15 protein-coding genes are annotated in these 15273 nt (G+C 49.9%); 12 read left to right on the forward strand and 3 right to left on the reverse strand.

Annotation, left to right across the window (positions count from 1 at the left end; genetic code table 11):
- Window positions 1-14 precede the first annotated feature (14 nt).
- The 6 genes from atpD (at window position 15) to KSO86_RS06615 (ending at window position 4024) form a co-directional block, all read left to right on the forward strand.
- Window positions 15-1475, forward strand: coding sequence for a F0F1 ATP synthase subunit beta (gene atpD, locus KSO86_RS06590; protein ID WP_216379186.1), 1461 nt, complete (start codon window positions 15-17; stop codon window positions 1473-1475).
- The gene (gene atpC, locus KSO86_RS06595; RefSeq protein ID WP_216379187.1) at window positions 1475-1723 is read left to right on the forward strand and encodes an ATP synthase F1 subunit epsilon; all 249 of its coding nucleotides are present in this window, start codon (window positions 1475-1477) and stop codon (window positions 1721-1723) included. Before atpD ends, atpC begins: the two co-directional genes overlap by 1 nt.
- Before the next feature lie 6 nt (window positions 1724-1729).
- On the forward strand, window positions 1730-2131 hold the full coding sequence (locus KSO86_RS06600) for a DUF2550 family protein (RefSeq protein ID WP_216379188.1): 402 nt from the start codon (window positions 1730-1732) through the stop codon (window positions 2129-2131).
- 67 nt (window positions 2132-2198) lie between these two features.
- Window positions 2199-2894 (forward strand): endonuclease NucS, encoded by a 696-nt coding sequence (gene nucS / locus KSO86_RS06605; RefSeq protein ID WP_216379189.1) that lies wholly within the window; start codon window positions 2199-2201, stop codon window positions 2892-2894.
- Window positions 2895-2923: 29 nt separating this feature from the next.
- Window positions 2924-3181 (forward strand): Rv1322 family protein, encoded by a 258-nt coding sequence (locus KSO86_RS06610; protein WP_308164974.1) that lies wholly within the window; start codon window positions 2924-2926, stop codon window positions 3179-3181.
- Window positions 3182-3235: 54 nt separating this feature from the next.
- Entirely contained in the window at window positions 3236-4024 is a 789-nt protein-coding gene (locus KSO86_RS06615; RefSeq protein WP_216379191.1) for an alpha/beta fold hydrolase, read from the forward strand.
- A 20-nt stretch (window positions 4025-4044) separates the two neighbouring features.
- Here KSO86_RS06615 and KSO86_RS06620 read toward each other — a convergent pair whose 3' ends face one another.
- Entirely contained in the window at window positions 4045-5193 is a 1149-nt protein-coding gene (locus tag KSO86_RS06620; protein WP_216431958.1) for a coiled-coil domain-containing protein, read from the reverse strand.
- A gap of 143 nt (window positions 5194-5336) precedes the next feature.
- Between KSO86_RS06620 and KSO86_RS06625 the strand changes: the two genes are divergently transcribed.
- The 3 genes from KSO86_RS06625 to KSO86_RS06635 are packed head-to-tail and all read left to right on the forward strand — an operon-like array spanning window position 5337 to window position 8311.
- Window positions 5337-6377, forward strand: a complete 1041-nt coding sequence (locus tag KSO86_RS06625; RefSeq protein WP_216379193.1) for a hypothetical protein — start codon at window positions 5337-5339, stop codon at window positions 6375-6377.
- Complete coding sequence (locus tag KSO86_RS06630) at window positions 6370-7377, forward strand: DUF8094 domain-containing protein (protein WP_216379194.1); 1008 nt, start codon at window positions 6370-6372, stop codon at window positions 7375-7377. The genes KSO86_RS06625 and KSO86_RS06630 overlap by 8 nt, the downstream gene beginning before the upstream one ends.
- A gap of 4 nt (window positions 7378-7381) precedes the next feature.
- Window positions 7382-8311 carry a tetratricopeptide repeat protein gene (locus tag KSO86_RS06635; RefSeq protein WP_216379195.1) on the forward strand — a complete coding sequence of 310 codons (930 nt, stop codon included), beginning with the start codon at window positions 7382-7384 and terminating at the stop codon, window positions 8309-8311.
- Here the strand turns inward: KSO86_RS06635 and KSO86_RS06640 are convergent.
- Window positions 8308-10002 carry a glycoside hydrolase family 13 protein gene (locus KSO86_RS06640; RefSeq protein WP_216379196.1) on the reverse strand — a complete coding sequence of 565 codons (1695 nt, stop codon included), beginning with the start codon at window positions 10000-10002 and terminating at the stop codon, window positions 8308-8310. The two genes, KSO86_RS06635 and KSO86_RS06640, sit on opposite strands and share 4 nt — an antisense overlap.
- Before the next feature lie 20 nt (window positions 10003-10022).
- A complete protein-coding gene (locus KSO86_RS06645; RefSeq protein WP_216379197.1) occupies window positions 10023-11033 on the reverse strand; it encodes a LacI family DNA-binding transcriptional regulator in 1011 nt (336 codons plus the stop codon).
- A gap of 319 nt (window positions 11034-11352) precedes the next feature.
- On the opposite strand from KSO86_RS06645, the gene KSO86_RS06650 reads away from it, so the two are divergent.
- From KSO86_RS06650 to KSO86_RS06660, 3 genes are all read left to right on the forward strand, one after another.
- Window positions 11353-12585, forward strand: a complete 1233-nt coding sequence (locus KSO86_RS06650; protein ID WP_216379198.1) for a sugar ABC transporter substrate-binding protein — start codon at window positions 11353-11355, stop codon at window positions 12583-12585.
- A gap of 68 nt (window positions 12586-12653) precedes the next feature.
- Window positions 12654-14270, forward strand: a complete 1617-nt coding sequence (locus KSO86_RS06655; RefSeq protein ID WP_216379199.1) for an ABC transporter permease subunit — start codon at window positions 12654-12656, stop codon at window positions 14268-14270.
- 2 nt (window positions 14271-14272) lie between these two features.
- Complete coding sequence (locus tag KSO86_RS06660) at window positions 14273-15166, forward strand: sugar ABC transporter permease (protein WP_216379200.1); 894 nt, start codon at window positions 14273-14275, stop codon at window positions 15164-15166.
- Window positions 15167-15273 lie beyond the last annotated feature (107 nt).

The raw sequence follows: 15273 nt of genomic DNA on the forward strand, positions 1-15273 counted from the left end.
AGTAAGGAATAACAATGACTGCAATTGATAATATGCAGGGCGTAACCACAGGACGTATCGTCCAAGTCGTGGGTGCCGTTGTGGACGTGGAGTTTCCGCCAGATTCCCTGCCACAGCTGAACAATGCGCTCATCACTGAGGTTGACTTGTCAGGTCAAGGCGAAGGCGAAAGCAAGCTGAAGATGACTCTCGAAGTCGCTCAGCACCTAGGGAACAGCATCGTTCGTACCATCGCCATGAAACCAACTGACGGTTTGGTGCGAGGTGCGACCGTCATCGACACGGGTGCACCAATTACCGTGCCAGTGGGTGATGTGACTAAAGGACACGTATTTAACGTGACCGGAGAAGTCCTCAATCTTGATGAAGGTGAAACGCTGGAAGTCAAGGAGCGCTGGCCAATCCATCGGAAGGCACCGCAGTTCGATGAGCTAGAACCAGAAACTAAGATGTTCGAAACCGGCATCAAGGTTATCGATCTTCTCACTCCTTATGTTCAAGGTGGAAAGATCGGTCTGTTCGGCGGTGCTGGTGTTGGCAAAACTGTTCTGATTCAGGAAATGATTCAGCGTGTGGCACAAGACCACGGCGGTGTGTCAGTGTTCGCAGGAGTTGGCGAGCGGACCCGTGAAGGTAACGACTTAATCCACGAGATGGCTGATGCTGGAGTGTTGGACAAGACCGCCCTTGTATTCGGCCAGATGGATGAACCACCAGGGGTGCGCTTGCGTATTGCGCTCTCTGGCTTGACGATGGCAGAGTACTTCCGCGATGTCCAAAACCAGGACGTGTTGTTGTTTATTGACAACATCTTCCGATTCACCCAAGCAGGTTCTGAGGTTTCGACGTTGTTGGGTCGTATGCCATCGGCAGTGGGCTACCAGCCAACATTGGCTGATGAAATGGGCGCGTTGCAGGAGCGTATTACTTCTACCCGTGGACATTCGATTACCTCGCTTCAGGCAATCTACGTGCCAGCGGACGATTATACCGATCCGGCCCCGGCAACGACCTTCGCACACTTGGATGCAACTACCGAGCTGTCGCGTGATATCGCATCGCGTGGTTTGTATCCAGCAGTTGACCCGTTGACCTCGACGTCTCGTATTTTGGATCCACAATATGTTGGAAAAGAACACTACGAGGTGGCTACCAAGGTCAAGTCCATTCTGCAGAAGAACAAGGAACTCCAAGACATCATCTCGATTCTTGGTGTTGATGAGTTATCTGAAGAGGACAAGGTCACGGTGGCACGCGCTCGTCGTATTGAGCAGTACCTCTCGCAAAACACCTACACTGCTAAGAAGTTCACGGGTGTTGAGGGCTCAACTGTTCCAATCGCTGAAACGGTTGAAGCTTTCCGGAGAATTACCGACGGCGAATATGACCATATTCCAGAGCAGGCCTTCTTCAATATTGGTGGTATCGAAGATATCGAACGTGCCTGGCACAAGATCCAACAGGATATGCGCTGATGAAGCTCGATATTGTTGCGCGTTCTGGAGTGCTGTACTCCGGAGAAGTCAGCGAGATAGTGGTTCCAGCATATGATGGCGAACTGGGTATCCTTCCGGGACGTGCTCCGGTTCTATCGGTAGTCATGCCTGGTCCAGTTCGGTTTGTGACTTCAACCGGAGACAAGCAAGAAATTGTTGTTGGTAAAGGGTTTTTGACAGTCGATCATGACGCGGTCATGGTTGTCGTAGAAAATCACGAGGAGTAATGACTTATGCCGTCATTCATGTGGTGGGCTATTGTTGCCATAGCAGTATTTATCATTATTGTTGGTATATACTCGCTCTTAAGATTGCGGATACTTTTTTCGTGCAATGGCTCGTTCCACGTGGCTTTACGGCAAGCAAACCAGGAGCGTTGGCAAACTGGGGTAGCGGTGTTCGAGCCTTTCCAACTGAATTGGTATTCGACGCACTCCTTGAGTCCATGGCCGAATGTTCAATGGAAACGTGGCGAACTTGATTTCAAGGTTATGCCAGCTTCCGGCGATATCCAGGTTGTGCATATTACCCGCGGAGATCAGTCGTGGAGCCTGGCAACAACTCCGCTCGCCGTATCCGGTATCGTCTCGTGGATAGATTCTGCGCCGCCAGTAGAAGAACCCGAATTGTTTTAGGTAACATGTAACGCTGGTCGAGCCTTGTGCTCGGCCAGCGTTGCCTGTTGGATGTGAGGAGACATCTATGCGTATTGTCATCGCTCGTTGTAGTGTCGATTATTCTGGTCGGCTCGATGCACATCTAGAACCAGCTATTCGAGTTTTGATGTTGAAACAAGATGGTTCAGTTCTAGTCCACTCCGATGGCGGCTCCTATAAGCCACTCAATTGGATGTCTCCACCGGCCACATTCAGCGTTGTCGACGTCGCTGACGCGGATCGCAAGGCTGGAGTGGTTGAAACATGGTCGATTGAGCATAACAAAACAAACGACGTGCTCCGTATTAATATCTACGAACTAATCCATGACCTCACCCAGGATCTTGGAGTTGAGCCAGGGCTCATTAAAGACGGTGTAGAGGCACATCTACAAAAGTTGCTGGCCGAGCAGGTAAATGTTCTAGGACAGAATCTAGAACTGGTCCGTCGCGAGTACCCGACACCTATCGGTCCGGTCGATCTGATGTTACTTGACGCTGCTGGTGGACACATCGCCGTCGAAGTGAAGCGGCGAGGAGAAATCGATGGCGTCGAACAACTGACGCGCTATTTAGACCTACTGGGCCGTGATACCACGTTGCAACCTATACGTGGAATTTTTGCGGCGCAAGAAATCAAACCGCAGGCACGTGTATTGGCAGAGGACCGCGGTATTGAATGCGTCATTTTAGATTATGATGCTATGCGCGGAGTAGACCACCCAGAGGACCGGCTGTTCTGATGCGGCGGTCCAAAAAATATAATCGGCCGGTGCGCGAGCTCAATTCTTATGCGTTAATGGGCTACACCCGAATTGAGCAGGGACGTGACGGACGTGATTTTAAAGTCCATCATATCAATGCTGGTGCGAAGGAATATGTGTGTCCGGGTTGCTACGGAACAATCCGGGTAGGGGAGCCGCATGAGGTGGCTTGGACTGAAGACCATATTTTAGGAAAAGATTTTGGTCAGCAGGATCGGCGCCACTGGCATACCGGCTGCTGGAACGCTCGTGGTCGACGTCGATAACCTCTACTAGCGTAAACTCACGAACCTGATCTCGTGAGGTGCTACGGTGGATACATGACTATGTTGAGTTTCCGCCGTACCGGCGATGTTTCTGATTGCCCACTCGTCCTATTGCATGCTTTGCCGCTGGATTCAACTATGTGGGATCAAGTCCGTGAAATTTTAGCACCAATTGATGTAATTACTGTGGATGCGCCTGGATTCGGCCAATCGCCAGCAGGCGAGGAATTGGCAGATTCAGAGCCGTCTACAATCACGTATGTCCAAGCGCTCAAAGAGACGCTAGACCACGTAGGAGTGTCTCGTATTATGCTTGGTGGGCTGTCAATGGGCGGCTCAGTTGCAGCTGATTTTGTTGCTACGTATCCCGACATGGTTGCGGGACTAGCCCTTATGGATACTGGCATTGGTGCTGACGCTCCGGAGCGTCAGGAATTCCGTCGTAATATGGCCCACTTGGCAGAAGAGGGACGTGCTTTTGAGATTTTGCAAGGCTGGAAAGAATCGATGACAGGGTCTGACGTTACGGATCAAGTTCAAGAATCGTTAGAAGCTCGATTTAAAGCTGCGCCAGGGAACGCATTAGCCTGGATTCAACGTGCGCTTGCTGCTCGTTCAGATCGTTCGGACGTCGTAGAACTAGTTGACGGCCCAGTATATTTCATTCGTGGAACCGATGACCCAACGGCTTCGTTGGAATACTTCATGCAGCTATCGCTCCGAGCAAAGAACCCTCGCATTATCGAAATTGAGGGCGCAGGTCATTTTACTGCTGATGAGAAACCAGCAGAACTGGCCCAGGCACTTACTGAGTTTGTTTCGCGCGTGGGCCAGCCTAGCTAAATGACGTGGTGTACGTCAGCTCATTCAGTTTTATCGGTGGCCGAGTCGATTACTTCGTTTAATGCGAGTGATCGCTCGGAACCAGTCAAGATCGCACGCATATCTTCGATGTAAGACGACAGTGATTCGCGTTGTTCTTTCAATGCTGAAATTTCATCATTAGCTGATGTCAGCTTCCGTGCGCTGTCCTCATGCGCTTGGGACAGAATACGGTCAGCTTCCTCGCGGGCTTCAGACAAAATAGCAGTTGCCTCATTACGGGCGTTATTCAGTAGTTCAGCGGCTTCATGCTCAGATGAAGCGGTCAATTCGCTAGTGCGTTGCGTCGCTTGAATGAGCCGCTCTTCAGCACTATGAGCGTCTGCTTCTGCCTTTTGCACCATGTCATTCATCTGGGCAGTCAGTCTGGCGTTTTCCTCAGCTTGCTTTTGTGCTGCAGCTTGCTGAGCATCGGCAATAGTTTGTTCACTGTGTGCCTTGGCTTCGGTCAGTTCTCGCTCAAGATCTGCCTTTGCTTGGGCGATTTCGGTGGTCACCGAGGCACGCAATTCGGAAAGCTCAGTTTCTGTGTCGCCACGAAGCTTGGCAACTTCTGCCTGTGCATCGGCAATCATCTGCGATGCCTCATGCTCAGCAGTAGAGCGCATAGCTGCACAATCAGCAGAAGACTGAGTGCGTAGTCGCGCGGCTTCACGTTCTGCAGAGGAAACGATTTCCTCGCTTGTACGGCGAGAAATCACAGTGATGGATTCGGCTTCGGCGCGTGCGTTTTCTAGCTCAGCAGTTGCTTCGGTCTGTGCTTTAGAAAGGGTCTTTTGGCTATCCAGTTGCGCAGCTTCGCGTAACTTGTCGGCACGTTCCTCGGCCGACGAAACGATTGCGGAGGCCTCACTGCGTGCCCGGGTCATAAGATCTAGTGCCTGTTCTTCGGTAGATTTGAGCAGACGTTCCACGCGAGTTCCGAGCCCAGAGTAGGACGGACGATCGTTTTCTTTCAGTGCTGATTGAGCTTGTGCAAGTTGCGCTGAAAGCTTAAGAACTTCCTCGTCTAAATGTGCTACTTGAGCCCGGGTCTGCGAAAGGTTCGATTCTAGGCTGTTAATCTGCTCTTCAACTTGTGCGCGATCATAACCGCGCATGACGACTGGAAATAGAGGTTCCTCTGCCACGTCAATTCCTCCATATAATAGATGTTGTAGCTTAAGACTACCTTCCGGAGGTCACTTAACTCACATCAGAGTGTCGAAGTCGTCCGAATAAGGTATCGTTATTTAATCGTTACATACTGTGTGTAGCCGAGGAAAGCGGAAGAATGAAGCGAATTCTTGGAATGATAGCCCTCATCGCTGGAGTTGCGATGATGGTTGGTACTTTTGTGGTCTCCATGGCTCAGCAAAACGAGGTGAATGTCAAACTTTCTACTGCTGATGATTCTGCAGTTTTCGTGAAAACTGCTCCTGGGGTATTGACGCTCGTCAATGACAAGGTAAAGGTCACTTTAGACGCGCCGGGCAGTGAAATTCACTGGGGACTGGGGAATCCGGTGGATGTCGATGCGTTTGTTGATCAAGCGGCCTCAGTTACTGTGACTGGGCTGGCTTCATGGAATGCTCTCGCTGTAAAAACAGATGCAGGTAGTGACGAAGGTGCACAGGCAGTCGAAGATGCAGTTAACGCGGAAAAATTTTCTCTAGCTGGCTCGGATATGTGGAGCAAAGATGGACAAGCTGAAGATAGCGCAAAGATTATCTTAGATGCTCGGCAGATAGACGGGAAAGCACTGATAGCGACGACGTCTGACGGTAAAGCTCCCAAAATTACCTTGGAGTGGGTTCGTGTCCGCGATATTGGAAATCCTGCCGTCTTCTATGTTGTTGGCGCTTTGATTACCCTAATCGGATCGCTTTTGCTTCTTAATTGGTACCAAGAAGAGCTGGCTCGTCGGAAAGCAACTAAGAAGTCTTCTGTGAAACTGCGTTCGCGAGCTCATGTGGATCGGATGCCGTCAGTTATGACATCGTTTGATGGAAACTTGGCAGATCCTGAAACCGAACGAGACATTCAACGCTTGCACACAGGTTCGGCTCTAGGTGCCTCGATTCTACCTGGAACGAGCCATAGTGAGATGTTCCGTAGTCGGGAGCTAGATCCGAAAGACCGCATCTTGCTTGCCACTGAAACAGGTGATCTTCAAGCTTTAGTGCCAGAAACTACAGGAGAAGATGATACGCCGGATGAGCCTGCCGAAGTGGAAAGCTTGCAAAGTTCTTCAGATGAAACGAATTCGCAAGATTGGCGTGCGCTATGGAATTTTTCTTGGGGTCCACAACAGAAAGAGGAAGACAATGCGTAACTCACGACTAATTATTGTGCTACTTGCAGCGGGAGTTCTTGGTCTTACTGGTTGTGCTCAGGACAACTCTTTACCAGAGCCAGAGACAGCCACGAAAACCGGGAATATCATTTCTGCGCAAAAATATTCTGAACTCGTTGATGAAGTGTCTGAGGCGCTGTCTCAAGCAGATAAAAACCATGATGTGGATGCCTTAGGGAACAGGATTGCAGGCCCGCTACTAACTCAGCGAAAAGCCGAATATAGCCTTGCTAGCGCAACTGAAGCGACTGCGCCAACGCCTTTCGCACTTGATCCAAAAGAAGCGACTATGGCATCAGGTGTTGCTTTTCCGCGAACTTTAATGGCGATCGATGTCAGTAAAACCCCACGTGGTATTGGAACCATTGCAGTATGGCAGCAAGCTACTGCAAGAGAAAATTACCAGCTATGGGCAGCTATTGATATGTTCCCATCTCCGCCAAAGATCGAAATTACAAATACACAAAACGATAGCAAAGGCTATTTAGCTATGAATGCTGACGATTTTGTTACTGATCCGGCAGGAGTGCTTGATGCGTATGCAAGCTATGCTAATGCTCGGCAAATGGGAGACGTTAAGTTCAACGAGGGCGATCCGCTATACGAGCAGACTGCAAAGCAAGCCAGTGATTTAACTGCGGCGCTCAACCAGCTGGGCGAGGCGAAGATAGCATTCTCCGTTCCCAACAAAGACATTCGTGCTGTGTCAACAAAAGATGGCGGAATCGTGATGGTTGGGGAGTTGCGCTATGACATGACCGTTACTCGTACGAAGGATGGTGCAACACTAAAACTCGGATCGTTGATCGGGGCTTTGAGTGAAGGGAAGAAAGACGGAGTCATCACGGTGGATAAGCCAGTTGTTGCTCAATATTCCACGTCAGTGGCGTTCTATGTACCGCCAAAAGGTTCAAAAGAACCAGTCCATATGATTGGCGGCTCTGTACCCGCATTAGTTAGCGTAACGAAAGCAGAATAAGAACATGAGCATGCTAGATACTAGTGGCGTATTTGATCTCTCGACCTTAAAAAACGAAGAGAAACAACAAACAGGAGCACAATCGCCTTCGCAAACAATTCCAGGCCCGTGGGTAGTTGATGTCACGGAAAAGAATCTGGAACAAGTACTACAAACATCGATGAGTTTGCCAGTCGTCGTCGTTTTTTCGGCCCCTGAATCAGAGCATTCGCTGACATTGGTGTCACAATTGAAACAAGTGACCGAAAGTTATGCTGGACGACTTCAGTTGGCGGTGGTTGATGCTTCCGTGGAACGTGGAGTGGCAGGGGCCTTTGGCGTCAATGCCGTTCCGACCGCTATCGCTATGTTACAAGGCCAACCAGTTCCGCTGTTTCAAGGCTTGCCAGATGAGCAATCACTGAAGGCGACTGTGACAAAACTACTGGAAGCGGCTACTCAATACGGTTTAACTGCAGTTTTAGATGGGGATCCAAAGGGTGTTGTCCCGGAACCCGAGATCCCGCCACTGCACAAAGAAGGCCTTGCTGCTCTCGAAGCTGGACGCCTCGACGACGCTCACGCCGCCTATAGCAAGGCATTAAAAGAGAACCCAGGTGATGAGGAAGCCAAGGTAGCTCTTCACCAAGTAGAACTTTTGCAACGAGTACAAGACATCAATCCACCGGCTTCTGTACTAGCAACGACTGTGGATAGTGCTAATACAGTAGCTCCATTTACTGAGGTTGAGGTGCACCTGCAACTTGCTGATGTGGAATTATCTTCGGGAAATGCTACGTCAGCCTTTGCTCGCATTCTTGAAGTGGTTAAAGCCACTAGCGGAGATGACCGAGATAAAGCCCGCACCCGGTTGTTAGAGTTGTTCGACGTCGTCGGTCAGCACTCTGAATTAGTTCAACAAACTCGCAGAGCGCTGACCAACATACTGTTTTAATTCACCCGTTCGGTGTCCTGTTCGAACCAAACGGCAGAATTAGCAGGGAGAATGCCATCCGAGATTTCACAGGTCGCGATCAGAAGATTGGCGTCTTCAGGTAACGAAACAGGATTATCAAATGCTACGACGATATGAATATCTGCGCGATCGTTTCGTTGGGAAACGTAATGCAGGTAATCTGCTTGTGGCTCTTGATCGACCAGCTGTGCTGTCCCCATAGCGAGTGTTTTACGCAGAGCAATCATACGTTTGAAATGGTTGAGGGAAGAATGAGGCTGGTCTGCTTGCACATCTACCGCAATGTCTGCCCATTGAGCTGGTTGCGGTAGCCAGCTTTCTCCGTTAGGAGAGAATCCAAATGCAGGCTGGTCTGCTTCCCATGGCATTGGAACACGCTGGCCGTCGCGTCCGGCTTCACGTCCCTGCGTCCGGAAAAATGCAGGATCTTCGCGAACGTTGTCTGGTAGATCCATGTGCTCGGGCAATGACAGCTCTTCGCCTTGATAAATATACGTTGAACCAGGTAGCGCTGCCTGTAGTAGGTGAGCGGCAAGTGCACGCCGGTGGCCGAGTTCTACGTCTGGTTGTTCTTCCCATGAACGAATGCCGTTGGGTCCTTTACCAGTGTGTGACAAGCCGAGGCGTGAGGTGGCCCGGACGACGTCGTGATTCGATAATACCCAGGTAGTTGGAGCACCAACCGAATCCATTGCACCAAGGGAAGTTGAAATCGTTTCGCGCAGATCATGCGCAGTGAACGGAGTCAGCAGGAATGCAAAGTTGAAAGCTTGGCTCATCTCGTCTGACCTGACATATTTTGCTAGGTCTTCTTCGCTGTCTACCCATGCTTCAGCTACCAGCATCCGGTCTGGACCGTATTCGTCAAGGACCGAGCGCCAGCGCCGATAGATTTCATGGACTTCGGGTCGGTTCCACATTGGGGGTCGGGGAACGTTTTCTGGAATCTCAGAGCCGCCGGCAACCATATCCCAGTGATACTGCCAGTTTGGTAGTGCTGGATCCTTAGCTAAGCCGTGAGCGACATCTACGCGGAAACCATCAACTCCGAAGTTGAGCCAAAAACGCAGAATATTATCAAATTCCTCGCGTACTTCAGGGTTATCCCAATTCAGGTCAGGCTGTGACGAGTCGAAAAGGTGCAAGTACCAGCTTGTATCGCTTTCCCAAGGACTGCCAGGGGCGTCTGCACGGTCACAGACGCGAGTCCAAGCACAACCTCCAAAGATGGAGATCCAATCGTTTGGTGGATTGCCGTCTGCGCTATCGCGGAAGTAGTAGCAAGCTCGGGCAACTTCGTCACCAGCAAGAGCCGCTTGGAACCACTCGTGCTGGTCTGAGGTGTGGTTAGGGACCAGATCGACGATAATTTTCAAGTTGTTACGATGAGCTGTGGCGATTAGGTCAGCTGCGTCGTCGTTCGTGCCGAACAGAGGATCCACCAACCGATAATTTGCGACGTCGTACCCACCGTCCTTTTGAGGCGAGAGGTAAAACGGGGAAAGCCAAATCGCGTCGACCCCTAGGTTAGCTACGTATTCCAGACGTGAACTAATTCCGGCAAGATCCCCAATTCTTCCACGTGACGACGCAAATGAGCGCGGATAAATCTGATAAATGACGGCGTCTTGCCACCATTGTTTCGGGGTTGTTTGCTGATGGATTATCACAGTTTTCCTTCCAACTAGTGTCATCGATGAGGGAGTGCGGTAGATTCACGAACAATGAGCTCAGGATCAAAGAGTAGGGGACCAATTGGCGAATGGGTGCCACTAATCATGCCAAGAAGAGTGGTGACTGCAGCGTCGCACATGGCTTTTACTGGTTGATGTAACGTTGTCAACGGAGGATTTGTAAAAGCATTCAACGGCGAATCATCGAATCCTACGATAGATAGGTCTTCTGGAATCCTCATGCCAGATGACTGGCAGTAGCGGATAGCTCCAAAAGCCATAATGTCAGAAGCGAAGATGATTCCGGTGCATCCTTGCGATACGAGCTCGGCGCAGGCTGAAAACCCGCCTTCGACAGTAAATAGGGTGTGAGCGTGGCAGGGAGTTTCATGAGGAAGAACTCGTGCCATCGTTTCTAAGAAAGTTTCTGTTTTTGTGCGAGCTGGTCCGAAGCGTAGTGGGCCTGTGGCTAACCCTATTTTCCGGTGTCCTAAGCCAACCAGATGCCGGATTGCTTGACGGATGGCAGAAGCATCGTCGGCAGAAAAATCAGGCATTGAGAGTCCAGGATTGTATCCGTTCATAGTTACGAAGGGGACTCCCTGGGCAGTAATGCGGTGGTAACGTTCGAGATTGGCGGTTGAGTCAGCATGGAGTCCAGAGACGAATATTAAGCCATCGACATGGTGCTCTAGCATTGCTTCCACATATGAATCTTCGGTCGCACCACCAGCAATTTGGGTCCCAACGAGTGGGGTATAGCCATGTAACGTCATGATACCTTCGAGGGACTGTGCAAATTGCGGAAAAATAGGATTAGTCAGTTCGGGCAGTATCAGACCGATAAGTCCGCCGTTGCGCTCGCGGAGCTGATCAGGACGCTCATACCCCAGCAAGTCCAGTGCGGCGAGTACTGCCTGCCGTGTTTCAGGTGCTACTGAATGTTTACCATTAAGAACGCGAGAAACAGTAGCTGTTGATACACCTGCCTGAGTCGCAAGATCCGCTAGTCGAATCCGCTTCGCCATGTGAGCTCCTTTGCTTGAGACTTGCGGGTAGAAAGTTTGCAGAAATAATTTTACACCCGGTCTCTTACGATACCGGCAACCAGAGTTGAACTGCTCGTTTTGCAAGGAATTTCTACCTAAATGACCCCTTGTGAACCACTGTGCAAAGCTACTTTTTGATAACAAATGAATAATTTTCTTACACGTGCTGTGCAAAATGTTGCATAAGGAATATTCGTCACTATACTTGTTATCACGGCATGTGAGCAGCGTCGCTCAATTTAAGAAGTGCTCGCGTGAAGCTTATAGATGCCAAAGTTTAACACTTGAGGAGATTAATATGCGTCGTGGCATTGCACTAGTAGCAGTTGCGGGAATGACAATCGCAGGTCTAGCGGCCTGTGGTTCCAATGATTCGGCTAAGGATGACGGCAAGACAAAAGCGTCTGAAGGTAAGTCGGATGCAGCTCTTACCGTTTGGGTAGATGATAACCGTAAACCAGCATTTGAAATTGCTGCTAATAAGTATGAAGAAGCTACTGGAAACAAGGTTGAACTGGTTGTTAAGGAAAACGATCAGATCCGTTCCGAGTTTGCCGCCCAGGTTCCAACTGGTAAGGGCCCAGATATTACATTCGGTGCACATGACTGGTTGGGCGAATTTGTTACTAACGGTATTGTTGCTCCAATTGAGTTGGGTGACAAGGCAAGCGAATTCTCAGATATTGCTATTAAGGGCTTTACGTACGACGGTAAGACCTACGGTGTTCCTTATGCAGTAGAGAACATCGCTATTATCCGCAATGCAGATCTCGCCAAGGATCCAACTCCAGCAACATTCGATGAAATGATTGCTGCAGGCAAGGCCACTGGCGCTAAGACTCCATTTATGGTTCAGGTTGGCGAAAAGGGCGATCCGTTCCACATGTACCCATTCGAGTCCTCCTTTACCGGTCCAGTATTCAAGACCGATGCTGATGGCAACTACACACCTGAGCTTAACCTCGGTGGCGAAAAGGGTGCAGCATTCGCTCAGTGGTTGGCAGATAAGTCTGCTGCCGGTGAGCTTTCTACTGCATGGACCTACGATATCGTCGTCGAAGCCTTCAAGAACGGCGAAGTTCCATTCATTCTTGGTGGTCCATGGATGCTCGGCGATTTCGATGGCATGAACGTTGCTGTTGATCCAATTCCATCTGCTGGTGATATGCCTGCTGCTCCATTCGTTGGTGTTCAGGGCGGTTTCATTTCAGCAACTTCCAAGAACCAGCTCCTCGCAACTGACTTCCTTGTCAACTATGTTGGTACCGAAGAGGTTCAGGACGCACTTTACCAAGCTGGTCAGCGTACCCCAGCTCTTAAGGCCTCTGCAGAGAAGATCAAGTCTGATCCAGTAGCCGCTGGATTTGCTAAGGCTGGCGAAGCTGGTCTGCCAATGCCAGCACTCCCACAGATGGGTGCTGTATGGGGCTTCTGGGGCGCAACCGAAGCTCAGGTAATGGGTGGCGGAGATGCAACCGCAACTTGGGAAAAGATGATCTCAGACATCGAAACCGAGATCGCCAAGAAGTGATCTAGCTAAGAGTAGCGGCCTCGTCGTCACATGGTATGGCGAGGCCGCCCTCTTATCAGGAGAATAAGATGTCGCAGATGATCAAGCCTAGCGAGGCGTCGAAGAAACGCGCAGCACAACGGGTAGAACGGGCCAAGCTTGACTCTTCCGCAACGAAATGGGGAGCTGGCTTCATAACCAAACTCGTGTTGATGGGTATCGTCAACGCACTAGGTATTTTTATTATTTTCACCGCTTTCGGCGTAGGGTCCCTTACGCTTGGAAGCCTCATGGTAGTTTTGCTCCTTGCTTTAGACTGGGTGTATTTTTCACGCCGCACTTTAGCATTGAAGTATTTGGCTCCAGGTCTCGTATTCTTGCTGATCTTCCAGGCGTTCGTTATCGTATACACCGCATACATCGCCTTCACAAACTACGGGCATCAGCACACATTGGATAAGCAGACTGCTATCGAGTCCATTCTTTTGCAAAACTCATCTCAACGTGTCGAGAATTCTCCTCAGTACCCACTCGCAGTAGTCGAGAAAGACGGGGAACTCGGCTTCGCTGTTATTGACCCGGAAGAAAAAGTCTTGAAAGCTGGAACTGAAAAAGAGCAGCTTTCTGAAGTAGCTGGAAAGTTCTCCGGAACTCAAATTACTGAAGTATCTGGCTACACCCTTGTTCCATTATCTGAACTTGGTGCACGGCAAGATGAGGTTACCCAGCTTCGTGTTCCAATCGGCAACGACCCTGATGAGGGAGCTATCGGAACGCAGACCGGTACCGTTGGCTATCAGTTCATTTCAACCGTGAAATATGATGCTGACGCTGACACCATGACGGACCTATCAACGGGAACTGTCTTTAAAGCCAATGAAGAGACAGGTTTCTTTGAAGCTGAAGACGGATCAACCATCAATGTCGGTTGGCGCGTCGTCGTCGGATTCGATAACTTCGTCAAGGGCTTCGGTGATAGCCGTTACGCTCAGCCGTTCTTCCAAGTTCTCGTTTGGAACGTCATCTTCGCGTTCATGTCTGTTGTTACGACATTCTTGTTGGGTATGGCCTTAGCAATCGTTTTGAACGACGAACGATTGAAAGGACGCAAGATTTATCGAACATTGCTGCTACTGCCGTATGCATTCCCATCATTCATGACGGCGTTCTTGTTTGCAGGTTTGATGAATCGTAGCTATGGTTTCTTCAACCAGATGCTTGGCCTAGAAATTCCGTGGCTGACAGATCCGACGATGGCTAAAGTTTCGGTAATCCTGGTCAACTTGTGGATGGGCTTCCCATACATGTTCTTGATCGTTACCGGTGCTTTGCAAGCGATCCCTGGGGAGCTAACTGAAGCAGCTAAAATAGACGGAGCGACCTCGTTCCAGGTGTGGCGTAACGTGACGTTGCCACAGCTAATGATTTCGCTAACCCCGCTCCTTATTGCTTCATTCGCCTTCAACTTCAACAACTTCAACTTGATATACATGTTGAACGGAGGAGGCCCACGAATGAGCGATGCGTCTGTTCCAGTTGGACATACTGATATTTTGATTTCGATGGTTTACAAGATCGCCGGTTTGACCGGTGAGGCCGCACCTAATTACGGTTTGGCTGCGGCAATGTCGCTAGTTATCTTCTTGATCGTTGGATCGGTATCGCTCTACTCCTTTAAGAAGTCTAAGTCGATGGAGGCGCTGTGATCATGGAAAAAACTGTTGTAGCTCCAGCGGTAACAGCAAATAAAGTTCCGTTCGGGAAATGGTTCCGTGAGACTGGTTTCCGGCATGTCATCGCAATTTTGGCAGTGCTCTATGCGGCATTTCCAATCCTGTACATTATCTCGGCAGCGCTAAATCCGAATATCAAAACCACTCTTACGGGTGCGAACAAGATGTTCTCATCAGTGTCGGCACAAAATTTCACTGAATTGTCAGACACAATGTTCTGGACGTGGTTCTCGAACACTCTGATCGTTGGTATCTCTACTGCTATCGGAACAGTTCTGATGGGTGCCGCAGCGGCTTATGCGTTCTCTCGTTTCCGGTTCTCCGGCCGCAGGATGACGCTGATGTCCTTGATGGTTATTCAGATGTTCCCTCAGCTGTTGACCTTCGTTGCGATCTTCTTGTTGCTAACCACCCTGGGAGATGTTTTCCCAGTACTCGGTATTGACTCGAAGTTAGCGCTGATCTGTGTTTACCTCGGTGGTGCATTAGGTGCTAACACCTTCCTTATGTATGGCTTCTTTAATTCCATTCCGATGGAACTAGATGAAGCTGCAAAGATTGACGGTGCTACGCACGCTCAGGTGTACTGGACCATCATTATGCCACTCGTAATTCCGATTCTAGCCGTTGTGGGGTTGTTGAGCTTCATTAGCTCCTTCAACGACTTCATCTTGGCGCGTACAATTCTCACCTCCCAAGAGAACTGGACGCTAGCAGTCGGTATGAACCTGTGGGTTGGCGGCAACGAAAAGAACTGGGACTGGTTCGCAGCCGGTTCCATCATCGCTGCTGTTCCGATTCTGTTGCTCTTCTTGTTCTTGCAAAAGTACATTGTCTCTGGTTTGACCGGTGGCGCTGTGAAGGGCTAAGCCTCAAGTTAAATGGCGGGATGAGCATTGCGCTCATCCCGCCATTTTATGTTCTTAGCTGAAGCGATTCTCTCAGACAGTATCTGGGGTATGGCATAGTTGAGGGG

Source organism: Arcanobacterium phocae, from assembly GCF_018913465.1.
In the GTDB taxonomy this organism is placed as follows: Bacteria; Actinomycetota; Actinomycetes; order Actinomycetales; family Actinomycetaceae; genus Arcanobacterium; species Arcanobacterium phocae_A.

Bases quoted from the DNA above. Each gene is read 5' to 3' on its own strand.
- KSO86_RS06645 (WP_216379197.1), bottom strand. From the start codon at position 11,033: ATGGCGAAGCGGATTCGACTAGCGGATCTTGCGACTCAGGCAGGTGTA.
- KSO86_RS06630 (WP_216379194.1), top strand. From the start codon at position 6,370: ATGCGTAACTCACGACTAATTATTGTGCTACTTGCAGCGGGAGTTCTT.
- KSO86_RS06615 (WP_216379191.1), top strand. From the start codon at position 3,236: ATGACTATGTTGAGTTTCCGCCGTACCGGCGATGTTTCTGATTGCCCA.
- KSO86_RS06650 (WP_216379198.1), top strand. From the start codon at position 11,353: ATGCGTCGTGGCATTGCACTAGTAGCAGTTGCGGGAATGACAATCGCA.
- KSO86_RS06600 (WP_216379188.1), top strand. From the start codon at position 1,730: ATGCCGTCATTCATGTGGTGGGCTATTGTTGCCATAGCAGTATTTATC.
- atpC (WP_216379187.1), top strand. From the start codon at position 1,475: ATGAAGCTCGATATTGTTGCGCGTTCTGGAGTGCTGTACTCCGGAGAA.
- atpD (WP_216379186.1), top strand. From the start codon at position 15: ATGACTGCAATTGATAATATGCAGGGCGTAACCACAGGACGTATCGTC.
- KSO86_RS06625 (WP_216379193.1), top strand. From the start codon at position 5,337: ATGAAGCGAATTCTTGGAATGATAGCCCTCATCGCTGGAGTTGCGATG.
- KSO86_RS06655 (WP_216379199.1), top strand. From the start codon at position 12,654: ATGTCGCAGATGATCAAGCCTAGCGAGGCGTCGAAGAAACGCGCAGCA.
- KSO86_RS06660 (WP_216379200.1), top strand. From the start codon at position 14,273: ATGGAAAAAACTGTTGTAGCTCCAGCGGTAACAGCAAATAAAGTTCCG.
- KSO86_RS06635 (WP_216379195.1), top strand. From the start codon at position 7,382: ATGAGCATGCTAGATACTAGTGGCGTATTTGATCTCTCGACCTTAAAA.
- nucS (WP_216379189.1), top strand. From the start codon at position 2,199: ATGCGTATTGTCATCGCTCGTTGTAGTGTCGATTATTCTGGTCGGCTC.